11 protein-coding genes are annotated in these 10,393 nt (G+C 63.6%); 5 read left to right on the top strand and 6 right to left on the bottom strand.

What is annotated here, in order from left to right:
- From ACYVOC_RS00370 to ACYVOC_RS00360, 3 genes are all read right to left on the bottom strand, one after another.
- Positions 1 to 833: ferric reductase-like transmembrane domain-containing protein (locus ACYVOC_RS00370; protein WP_461160503.1), on the bottom strand; the 833-nt coding region annotated here is incomplete at its 3' end.
- A gap of 126 nt (positions 834 to 959) precedes the next feature.
- Positions 960 to 1,370, bottom strand: coding sequence for a DUF4431 domain-containing protein (locus ACYVOC_RS00365; protein WP_461160502.1), 411 nt, complete (start codon positions 1,368 to 1,370; stop codon positions 960 to 962).
- Positions 1,371 to 1,540: 170 nt separating this feature from the next.
- Entirely contained in the window at positions 1,541 to 1,672 is a 132-nt protein-coding gene (locus tag ACYVOC_RS00360) for a hypothetical protein (protein WP_461160501.1), read from the bottom strand.
- Between the two features lie 35 nt (positions 1,673 to 1,707).
- On the opposite strand from ACYVOC_RS00360, the gene ACYVOC_RS00355 reads away from it, so the two are divergent.
- From ACYVOC_RS00355 to ACYVOC_RS00345, 3 genes are read left to right on the top strand one after another with little or no spacing between them, the layout of a single operon-like run.
- On the top strand, positions 1,708 to 2,079 hold the full coding sequence (locus tag ACYVOC_RS00355; RefSeq protein WP_461160500.1) for a PepSY domain-containing protein: 372 nt from the start codon (positions 1,708 to 1,710) through the stop codon (positions 2,077 to 2,079).
- Positions 2,060 to 2,731, top strand: coding sequence for a response regulator transcription factor (locus ACYVOC_RS00350; protein WP_116005441.1), 672 nt, complete (start codon positions 2,060 to 2,062; stop codon positions 2,729 to 2,731). Before ACYVOC_RS00355 ends, ACYVOC_RS00350 begins: the two co-directional genes overlap by 20 nt.
- Positions 2,732 to 2,778: 47 nt before the next feature.
- Complete coding sequence (locus ACYVOC_RS00345; protein WP_461160566.1) at positions 2,779 to 4,122, top strand: sensor histidine kinase; 1,344 nt, start codon at positions 2,779 to 2,781, stop codon at positions 4,120 to 4,122.
- A 199-nt stretch (positions 4,123 to 4,321) separates the two neighbouring features.
- Here the strand turns inward: ACYVOC_RS00345 and ACYVOC_RS00340 are convergent, their stop codons facing one another.
- Positions 4,322 to 5,215 carry an alpha/beta hydrolase fold domain-containing protein gene (locus tag ACYVOC_RS00340; protein WP_461160499.1) on the bottom strand — a complete coding sequence of 298 codons (894 nt, stop codon included), beginning with the start codon at positions 5,213 to 5,215 and terminating at the stop codon, positions 4,322 to 4,324.
- Positions 5,216 to 5,315: 100 nt separating this feature from the next.
- On the opposite strand from ACYVOC_RS00340, the gene ACYVOC_RS00335 reads away from it, so the two are divergent.
- Positions 5,316 to 5,819 (top strand): GNAT family N-acetyltransferase, encoded by a 504-nt coding sequence (locus ACYVOC_RS00335; RefSeq protein ID WP_116005443.1) that lies wholly within the window; start codon positions 5,316 to 5,318, stop codon positions 5,817 to 5,819.
- Here the strand turns inward: ACYVOC_RS00335 and ACYVOC_RS00330 are convergent, their stop codons facing one another.
- Positions 5,820 to 6,431, bottom strand: a complete 612-nt coding sequence (locus ACYVOC_RS00330) for a LysE family translocator (RefSeq protein ID WP_116005444.1) — start codon at positions 6,429 to 6,431, stop codon at positions 5,820 to 5,822.
- Positions 6,432 to 6,500: 69 nt separating this feature from the next.
- Between ACYVOC_RS00330 and ACYVOC_RS00325 the strand changes: the two genes are divergently transcribed.
- Complete coding sequence (locus ACYVOC_RS00325) at positions 6,501 to 6,986, top strand: NUDIX hydrolase (RefSeq protein ID WP_461160498.1); 486 nt, start codon at positions 6,501 to 6,503, stop codon at positions 6,984 to 6,986.
- 102 nt (positions 6,987 to 7,088) lie between these two features.
- Here ACYVOC_RS00325 and ACYVOC_RS00320 read toward each other — a convergent pair whose 3' ends face one another.
- On the bottom strand, positions 7,089 to 10,268 hold the full coding sequence (locus tag ACYVOC_RS00320) for a DUF3427 domain-containing protein (RefSeq protein WP_461160497.1): 3,180 nt from the start codon (positions 10,266 to 10,268) through the stop codon (positions 7,089 to 7,091).
- Between the last annotated feature and the right edge of the window lie 125 nt (positions 10,269 to 10,393).

The following is a 10,393-nucleotide window of genomic DNA, read 5'->3' as shown; positions in this document are numbered from 1 at the left end:
GTGAAAGGGTGGGCACCTTCGGCAGCATCAAAACGCACGAAGACGAACTGCCCCGCGCGGTGCCCGCGCCAGCTGGGCGGCATGGCGCAAATGACCTCGACCGGCGCACCCGTGGGCGTATCGCCCAGCACGGTGACTGCCTGGATGCGCGCCGCATGGTTGCGCGAGCGCCCCACCCAGCCCGCCAGCGACCACACGGCGGCCAGGCTGCCCAGTGCCAGCAGCGAGCCCATCAGCAAGCCCAGCGGCAGCGCCCAGAACGTGAGCGGCATCAGCGCCACGGCATGGAACACCAGCGCGAGGAACAGCACCGGCATGGCACGGTGCAGGAGGCGCCAGTGTTTATAGGGCAGCAGGCGTGCAATCAGCGTGAGCGCCACCATGGCCAGCAACAGGTAGAAGGCCCACTCGCCCAGGTCCTTGGCAAAACCGCGGGTATCCGTCAACCAGGGCAGCACGGCCTCGCGCGCGGGCCTGCCGGCACGGCCCCACAAGGCCTTGATCCAGCCACTCGACTCCTTGGCGCCCCAGTGGGCGATGGCGGTGAGGGCGGCGGCGATACCCGTCCATTTGTGCAGGCGGTAGACCTGGTCCATGCCGCCCATCACCCGGTCCAGCAGCGGCAGGCGCAGGGCGAGCAGCATGACCAGCGCCATCAGGCTGATGCTCCACAGCCCACTCAGGTACATCGCGTGCTGGCGCAACTGCCACCAGCCCAGGGCGACGCCTTGCGCATCGACCAGGGGCGAGACACCCAGGTCGGCCGGTGCGACGGCCATCCATGCCAGGGTAATGCCCAGCAACCAGATTCCCAGTACAACTTTGATACGCATGAGGAAGTCCTTTTTTCTCGTTCAGAGCCATTGTGAAAAATCTGCCTTGAACGAATGCTGAAAGGCGCATTCATCTTCCGTTCATCGTCCAAAAATGAAACTCCACACGCTGAGAGTCGGTAATTTCTAATTCGATATTTCAGCGATTTTTTTTACCGAAAACTGAAGGGCCGTGTGCGCATCGGAAACAAATGAATGCATTAGAACACCATTGACAGCGACACGCTTACCGTTGTATTGATTAAAATCAACACCATTCAAAGAGAAGAGTGTCATTTCCACCTGATTCTCCTCTGCATCTTCATAAGAATTTTTTCCAGCCGCCATGCAAATAGGCCGGTCCAATTTCAAGAATGCATGCTTTTCTTGTGGGTTGCGGTGAGTACCCGCCCCTTTTGGAAGATCCGCTGGCGCCTTGAGTAAAATTTCTCCTTGCAGATGAATTTCTGCATAATCATAATTATTACAGCTACCGAAAGCACTCATAGAAAATGTAAAAATAAAAGCAAATGATAATTTCGGCAGTGGATTTTTCATCTTTAATCAATATCAATTCATACACAAAGAAAAACATCAATACCAATGCGCTTGCATGCGCGAACGGGGCATAAACAGCTATTGATAATATAAAACATTACTTTTAATTGATTTTGTTGTGTAAACAGAAATTCGCCAGACACCGCCCCATACATACTCATGCCACAACGTCAACCGCGACGGGTGATGCCCAGCAGCCAGATTCCCAGTACAACTTTGATACGCATGAGGAAGCCCTTCTTTTCTCGCTCAAAACCATTGTGGAGAATTGCGCTTGAACGAATACTGAAAGGCATATTCATCTTCCGTTCATCGCCTCCGGGGTAAAAAACCACCTATGTCCTCGTGCACTGCGCTCACCCTTCGTCGGCTCGCCCTGCCCTGCGTAGCGCTGTGCCTGCTCGGCGCGAGCCCCTTGCTGCGCGCCGATGACCACGACCATGGCTCCCACGAGCTGGCACGCCAGGCGCTGGAACAAGGCCGGGTGCTGCCCCTGCGCACCGTGCTCGAAAAAATCGAACGCGACTACCAAGGACAGGCACTGAAGGTGGAATTCGAGCAGGACGACGGTCGCTTCCTCTATAAAATTCGCCTGCTGCAAAGCGATGGCCGCATGGTCAAGCTCAAGGTCGATGCCGTCGATGGCAAGGTGCTCGACAGCAAGCGCAAGGAACACGAAAAGGACAGGAATGCGCATCCTCGTCGTTGAAGATGAACCCACGCTGTGCCACCAACTGGTGCAGGCCGTCGCCGCGGCAGGGCACACGGTCGAGAGCGCCAGCGACGGTGTCACCGCGCACTATTTGGGCGACGTGGAAGACTTCGACGCCGTGGTGCTAGACCTGGGCCTGCCCGCGCTCGACGGCCTGTCGGTGCTGCGCCGCTGGCGTGCGGCGGGACGCACCATGCCGGTGCTCATCCTCACCGCGCGCAGCGCCTGGCATGAAAAAGTGGCGGGCATGGATGCGGGCGCGGACGACTACCTGGCCAAGCCCTTTCACATGGAGGAGCTGCTAGCGCGCCTGCGCGCCCTGCTGCGCCGCCTGGGCGAACACACCAGCGCGCAATGGCAATGCGGGGCCATCCTGCTCGACACGCGCCAGGCCCGCGTGCTGGTCGACGGCCTGCCCCTGCAACTGACCAGCCATGAGTTCAAGCTGCTGTCGCTGCTCATGCAGCGCAAGGGCGAAGTGCTCTCGCGCACCGAATTGTCCGAACACATCTACCCGCACGACAGCGACCGCGACTCCAACACCATTGAAGTCTTCGTCGGCCGCCTGCGCAAGAAGCTGCCCGCCGGCAGCATCGAAACCGTGCGTGGCCTGGGCTACCGGTTGATCGACGCGGGCCACGCGGCGTGAGAACGGGGTCGCTGCGCCTGCGCCTGCTGGCGGGCACGCTGGCCTGGATGCTGCTGGCCATTGCCCTGGTGGGCTGGGGCCTGCGCACCTTGTTCCAGGACCATGTCACACAACAATTGCAGGCCCAACTGGTGATGCAGCTCGACCATTTGAGTGCTTCGGTCGATTGGGAGCCACCCGGCCGCGTCAGCGTGAGCACCATGGCTGCCGATCCGCGCCTGGCGCAGCCCTTGTCGGGCCTGTACTGGCAGATTGACCGGCAGGGCACTGCGCCCCAGGCGGGCGTAGCACGCTCGCGCTCGCTGTGGGACCAGGTGCTGCGTTTGCCCGACGCACCAAAGTCCTATCCTGCCAGTGGCTACAGCGTCTTGCCGCTACGTGACGCCCAGGGCCACGCCTTGCTGGCCGTGGCGCGCACCCTGCAACTGCCCGAGGACGATGCGCCCCCGCTGCGCCTGGTGGTGGCGGGCGACAAGGCACTATTGGCCGAGCCCTTGCAGCGCTTCACCCAGATGCTGCTGATGGCGCTGGGCATGCTGGCGCTGGGCCTGGCCTTGGCCATCGCCATGCAATTGCAGCTGGCGCTGCGGCCGCTCAAGCTTTTGCGCGCGCGCCTGGCGAGCGTGCGCAGCGGCGCCGCCGGGCAGCTGGAAGGCAGTTTTCCGAACGAACTACAACCGCTGGTCAACGAGTTCAACCACGTACTGCGCGAGAACGCAGACATGGTGCAGCGCGCCCGCACCCAGGCCGGCAACCTGGCCCACGCGGTGCACACGCCGCTGTCCATCCTGGCCAATGCCGCTGACCGAGAAAGCAGCCCGCTGGCACTGCTCGTGCAGGAGCAGGTGGCGACGGCGCGCCGCCAGGTGGACTACCACCTGGCCCGTGCACGCGCTGCCGCTGCCGTGCGCGCCACAGGGCTGCGCACACCCGTATTGCCGCCGCTGCAGGCACTGCTGCGCACCATGCAGCGCCTGCATGCCGAGCGCCATCTGTCGTTTGAACTTGCACCCGAGGCGCAGGACGGCGCCTTTCGCGGAGAAGAGCAGGACCTGTACGAACTGCTGGGCAATTTGATCGACAACGCCGGCAAGTCGGCGCACCAGCGCGTGGTGGTCGATGTGCAGTTGTCGCAGGGCCAGTTGTGCTTCACCGTTGATGACGACGGCCCCGGCATTCCCGAGGCGCAGCGCGAGCACATGTTCCAGCGCGGCGTGCAGCTCGACGAGCAGCGCCCTGGCTCCGGCCTGGGTCTGGACATCGTGCGCGCGCTGGCCGAGACCTACGGCGGCAGCGTGCAGGCCCAGGCATCGCCCCTGGGTGGCGCACGCCTGCGCCTGTGCCTGCCCCTGGCCGATGGAGAGGAAGGCAGCCAACGCCGATCCGTCTAGATATTTGGATAAAAATAGGCTCCAAGGCAATACTGGAAAGCGCTGCAAGCTATTTATTAAATAGCACTTCTCCGCCAGCGCCAGACCTAGGAGTCTGTCGGACTTGGAGCGTCGAAAGCGAGAATTGGCCCCGGCGAGGACAGTTTTTGCCGGATTTGCAGCCGACGATTTTCAAGTCCGACAGGCTCCTAGAAAGCGCTTACTGTGCCAGCCGCCGCGCAATGGCCGCACGGGCGGCGCGCGCTTCAGGTACCGGCAGCAGCGGCCAGACATGGACCAGGCCCTCGCCGCGGTGCAGTTCCAGCGCGCCACCGGCCTGCTGCACCCGCTCTGCAAAGGAGAGCGCGTCATGGCCCAGCAGGTCGCGCGTGGCGACGAACACAGTCATGGGCGGCAGGCCCGCCACATCGCCCCAGGCGGGGCTCACGGCGGGGTGATCCAGCGGCAACGCGCCCGCATAAAGGCGACCCGCCTCGCGCACGCCCGCCAACGCCAGCATGGGGTCACGCCGTGCCGTGTGCACCGCTGCCGGGTGGGGCACAGCCACGTCCACCCAGGGCGTGATCAGCACCATTTGCGCTGCGGGCGGCTGCCTCGCGTCCCGCAGGTTTTGGGCCAGCGCCAAGGCCAGACCGCCGCCCGCCGAATCGCCCATGAGGTGGATCGCCTCCGGGGCATGCTGCGTGGCCAGTTGCGCATGCACCGCATGCACCCAGGCCAAGGTATCGGTGCAGGTGGACTCGGGCGCCAGCGGGTACAGCGGCACGGTGACCTCGCAACCCGTCGTGCGCACCAGCCACGCCAGAAATCCCCAGTGCTGCGGCGTGATGGGCCGCACATAGCCACCGCCATGCAGGTAGAGCACCGGGCGCGGCGCCTGCACCGGCCGGGCAGGTGCCAGCGTGAACACCGGATGGCCCGCCAGCTCTTGCCGCCCGACGCTCAGCGCAGCGCCGGGCGCGGGTGGCGCGGCAGGCCCGGTGCGGCGCACCTGTGCAATGCCCCGCTGCAGGCTCTTGGCCGAGGCATAGATACGACGGCGGCGCATGGCGCGCAGCAGCAGAACGAGGGCGTGGTGGCCAAGGCTGGGCATGAATCACAGGGCAAGTCACGGGAGCAAGGCCCGCATGCAGACAGCGTAAGCACAATCGGGGAAGATGTCACCCGCCGAAACCCGCGCAGCCACACCAAGAATGACCGCCGTCCCCCGCCCCCTCACCGCTCAAGACCTGCCAGGCCTGCTGGCAGTACAGCGCGCCTGCTACGGCGATGCTTACATCGAAAGCGCTGCGGTTTACGCACGCCGCCTGGCGAGCCCGGCCCAATGCTCGTTGGTGATCGAGCACGCGGGCTGCATCGGTGCCTATCTTGCCGCCTACGACTCACTTGAGGGCAAGGTCACACCGCTGCACGGCGACTTCGAGGCCGCAGACCCACCCGACACGCTGTACCTGCACGACATGGCCGTGCTGCCCGCGCTGGCCGGGCAGGGCTTGGCAAGGGCGCTGCTGGCGCCGTTGTGGCGCGGCGCGGTCACGCGGGGCCTCACACGCTCGGCGCTGGTGGCAGTGCAGGGATCACGAGGTTATTGGGAACGCCACGGCTATGCCGTGCACGCTCTGCGCAACGCACTGCAGCGCCAGCACCTGGCCGCCTATGGCGAAGGTGCGGTGTACATGCTGCGCACGCTGGCTTGATCAGCGCGTCATCGGCAACGCCACACCCATGGCCGCAAAGGCGCCGCCGCAGACGCGGTTGAAGCGCTTGCCATAGCGCTCCAGCTTGGGGCGAATGCGGTGCGCCATGCGGGCGAGCAAATACTCCACCACGCACTCAATGGCGGCAAACGTGCCCGCCATCACCGCAAACTGCAGCCACAGGCTGCGCGCCGGGTCGAGAAACTGGGGCAAGAAAGCGCCATAGAACAGCAGCGCCTTGGGGTTGGACACCGCTGCAAACAGCCCCTGGCGAAACAGCTGGCTGCGGCGCGGAAACGGCGCGTCTGCGCTGGGCTTGAGTTGCAACGGTGGCGCGCGCCACAGCTGGATACCCAGCCATACCAGGTAGGCGCCACCCACCCACTTGAGCACCAGCAGTGCGCTGGCCGAGGTCTGCAACAGCGCCCCGATCCCCAGCATTGACAACGCAATCACCGCCACAAAACCCAGGGCGCCGCCTGCCACCGTCCAGAGCGTGCGGCGATGGCCGTGCAACGCGCCATTGGTCAGCGCCAGCAAACTGTTGGGGCCGGGCGTGAGCGAAAGACCCACGGCCGCCACGAGATAGATCAACCAGGTATGCCAGGCCATGGAACCCCCTTGCGGTTAAAAAAATGCGGGCCACGGGGCCGCGAACGATGGTTCACGATAATACGCGCCATGCCAAACCGCTGGAAACCCAACGTCACCGTGGCGGCCCTCATCGAACACGAAGGGCGATTCCTTCTTGTGGAAGAGGAAACCACCGATGGCCTCAAGCTGAACAACCCCGCAGGCCATCTGGACCCGGGCGAATCCCCCATGCAGGCCTGCGCCCGCGAGGTGCTGGAAGAAACTGCCCACGACTTTGTGCCTACGGCGCTGGTCGGTGTCTACCTCAACCGGTTCACCAAAACCCGTACCGGCGACGACCTGACCTACATGCGCTTTGCCTTTGCCGGCACGCTGGGCACGCACCACGACTGGCGTGCGCTGGACTCGGGCATCGTGCGCACATTGTGGATGACACCCGAAGAAATCCGCGCCTGCCCCGAACGCCACCGCAGCCCGCTGGTGCTGCACTGCCTGGACGACTACCTGGCAGGCCAGCGCTTTCCGCTGGGCCTGGTGCACACGGATGCCAGCGTGACCAGCCCGGCCGACTGATGACCATGCGGACTGAGGCGCCAGCATCGCCTCCTGCGGAATAGAAGCGAAGACATCCAGGCAATTCGCCAAACCCAGAAGCTCATTGGTGTCGTGCAAGCGCTAGATCCCGCGCAACACACTGAACTCTCGGAACAGTCGCGCCGGCAAGGGTATTTGAAGTTTCCAGACGATACTCATGGGGCGGTTGCCTTCGGTCGACTCCAGCGTCACAGGGCCGCAGGCGCGGTAGGCTTTGCCCTTGCGCGGCCTCACAAAGAGTTGGAACTGCCACCCATTGATCGCGCTTTCGAGGTAGCGCCTGCCGCCCGGCGTATCAGGGCCGACGCTGTTCTGGCTTTGCCAATGAAAGCGCTCGGCACTGATCGCATAGTCGTGGTACGCGATGCGGTCGTGGTATCCCTCGCTCTTGTCGAGCGTGACAAACAGCAGCTCGGTTTTACGGCTGAGCAACGACAAGACACCGGCTTGGAATGGTACGCGGCGCGATGCCGTCAACCACTCCACCGCCGTGAGGATTTCGCGCACACCATAGGCGGCGTGCAGGCACAAAGGTGTGTCTTCAAGACCAGGCACCGGATGCGCGCCCAAGGTGCTGCGGGCCTGCAGCAGCGCAGACAATTCCACCAACTCGGCAGCAATGGAAGGGTGCCGTACCACGCGCGCCATAAACGCCTCGTGCCCGGCGGCCTGGTCATGCCGCCCGTCAATCTGGTAGGCCAGCATCTGCACACCCAAGGCGTCCTCTGTCTGGAGCGCCTGTGAGTTCTTCTGGGCCGCACCCACTGCGGCCATCACGTCGAGTCGATGTGGATCGTCTACATGCAGCAGGTCGCCAAAGCGGCGGCTGAAGTAGTCCTCTTCAGGACCTGGCTCTGCAACCATCAATCCAGCATCGCGTTTCAGTGCCGTCCAGCCGCTACGACCTTGGCCTGTACTGGCGCGATAGACATCCTCCAGCTCCAGGGCCTGGTCGTGAAGGAAGTCTTTCAACTGCACAACCGATCGGCCTCGCAGTGCCGCATAGGTTTGTAGCTCGGTTTTCAGGCGTCGCCAGTTCTGCGAAATCAAGGCCCGCAAGCCTTGCAACACCTGCTCCCGCGTTTGGCGTTGCAAGTGGATATGACAGCCGGGCGGCAAACTGCCAAAGCCGTTCTCCACACCGTCCGTCAGTTCGCGACGCGACAAGCCGGTCAGGCTTGACAAAAGGCGGTCGAACCGAAACTCGGCGCGGTGCTGCCCCACAAAGTCGAGCACCAGGCAGCTTTCCTTGCCGGGCGACAGACGCAGACCACGACCGATTTGCTGCTGGAACAACACGGGGCTTTGCGTGGGCCGCAGCAACAACAGGGTGTCCACCATCGGCAGATCAATGCCTTCGTTGTAAAGATCGACCGTTACCAGCGCGCACAACTCGCCTTGCGCCAAGCGTTGTGGCGCTCTGCGTCGCTCTTCGCTTGGGGTCGTGCCGACCACACAGGCAGCGGGTAAACCGGCGCGGTTGAGCCAATCGGTCATGAATTCAGCGTGCGCCACCGACACACAGAAAACAATGGCCCGCGAATGCTTGACATCAGACACCAGGCGGCGCCATTCGTTGATGACCAACCGGGCACGCACATCGTTTCCCGTGACCAAGTTGTCCACGGCATCGCGTTCCCCCGGTCGATCCCAGGGCACCTCAGAGAAGTCCGTGGCGTCGTCGCAGGCGTAGTACTCAAACGGCGCCAGCAATTGCAGGTCCAGCGCGTGCCACAGCCGCAGTTCAACCGCCGGACTGCCATCCGGCCGCGCGTCGAAATACTGTGCGATGGGTTGGCCGTCGCTGCGCTCGGGCGTAGCCGTCAGCCCAAGCAACACGCTAGGTCGAACGGCTTTGGTGAAAGCGTCAAACCGATCAGCCGCCAGACGGTGGCATTCATCCACCACCACCGTGTGCCAGTGGTCGGCACCGACGGTGGCCACCAGGTCGCGGCTGGTCAGGCTGTCGATGGTGGCAAACAGATGGTCCCAGCGTTCGGGTTGGTGGCCGCCGGTGAGCAAATCACCAAACTCAGGGTCGCGCAGCACCTCGCGGTAGGTGCGCAGGGCCTGGCGCAGGATTTCCTCGCGGTGTGCCACAAACAAAAGGCGCGGGCGCCCACCTTTGCTGCGGCAAGTATTGCGGTAGTCGAACGCGGCCACCACCGTCTTGCCGGTGCCAGTGGCCGCCACCAAGAGGTTTCGAGCGCGGCCGTGGGCGCGCTCGGTGGTCAACTGCTCCAGCATCTCCTGCTGATAGGTTTTGGGCTGGAGATCAAAGAAGCTGATCGTGGTTGCGGGCTCTCCGCCAAACGACTCACGGCCGAGCGCAGCTGCCAGGGCCTGCCGGTGTTCAACGTTATCCGGGTCGTAGCGCTGGAACTCGCTGTCGGCCCACAGCGTCTCGAAGTGGGCCACGGCGCGGGCAAACAGCGCCTCTTGGGCGCGCTGGGTCAGTTTGACGGTCCACTCCAGCCCGCCCGTCAGTGCGGCGCCCGACAGGTTCGCACTGCCAACATACGCCGAACCGAAGCCGGTCTTGCGCTGAAACAGCCAGGCCTTGGCATGCAAACGAGTGCGTCGGCCATCCAGCGACACGCGCACTTCGCAGCCCGGCAGGCGCGCGAGCTCGTCCAGCGCACGCGCCTCCGTCGCCCCCGTATAGGTGGTGGTGAGGATGCGCAGCCGCGTCTTTGCTCGCCCCTGTCCTTGGTGCTGAGCTCCCACGGCCGTAACTTGCTGCAAAACATCCTGCAGCTTGCGTACGCCAGACACAGTGATGAAACTGACCAGAATGTCCACCTGGTCGCTGGATGCCAGCTCACGGCGAATTTCCTGCAGCAACGAAGGCGAACCCTTGCCCGCGGTAAAGAGCCAAGGCACCGCCAGACCAATCTCCGGCGACGCAGGAAACTGTTGATCGCGCTGAACCGCTCGGAGAACCCGCATTGGAGACACCACCAAATCAATGACATCCGCTGAGGGGCCGGTGCCCACCGCGCCATCGCCCTCGGCCAGCCGCTGGCGCAGCATCACCAGCAGCCCGTTGACCAGCTCCAGTTGCGCCTTGACTTTGTCGGCGCCATCGCCGGACACGCCATCGAGCAGGGCTGCGAGCTGCCGCGTGATGGCGTCAGTCAGAAACTCGGCCGCTCCACCCTTCAACGCCGACACATCTGCCCGCGACGGATCAAGCTCCGCGAGAGATCGGGCCAGACCCTCGGTTAACAACAAGTCGTACAGACCATCGGGCAATGCCATCGTCGTCCTTGGTATGAATTCGGTGGCCTCGATTGTCCTGGCAAGACGCCCATTGCGAGCTGATGGGGAGGATTTCAGCCCGTACGATCTGCCGTCGCTGAACTGTCGGTGAACATCACTGCTGT

Source organism: Simplicispira piscis (assembly GCF_054783455.1).
The sequence above is the reverse complement of the archived record's forward strand: the minus strand, read 5'-3'. Positions and strand labels throughout refer to the sequence as shown.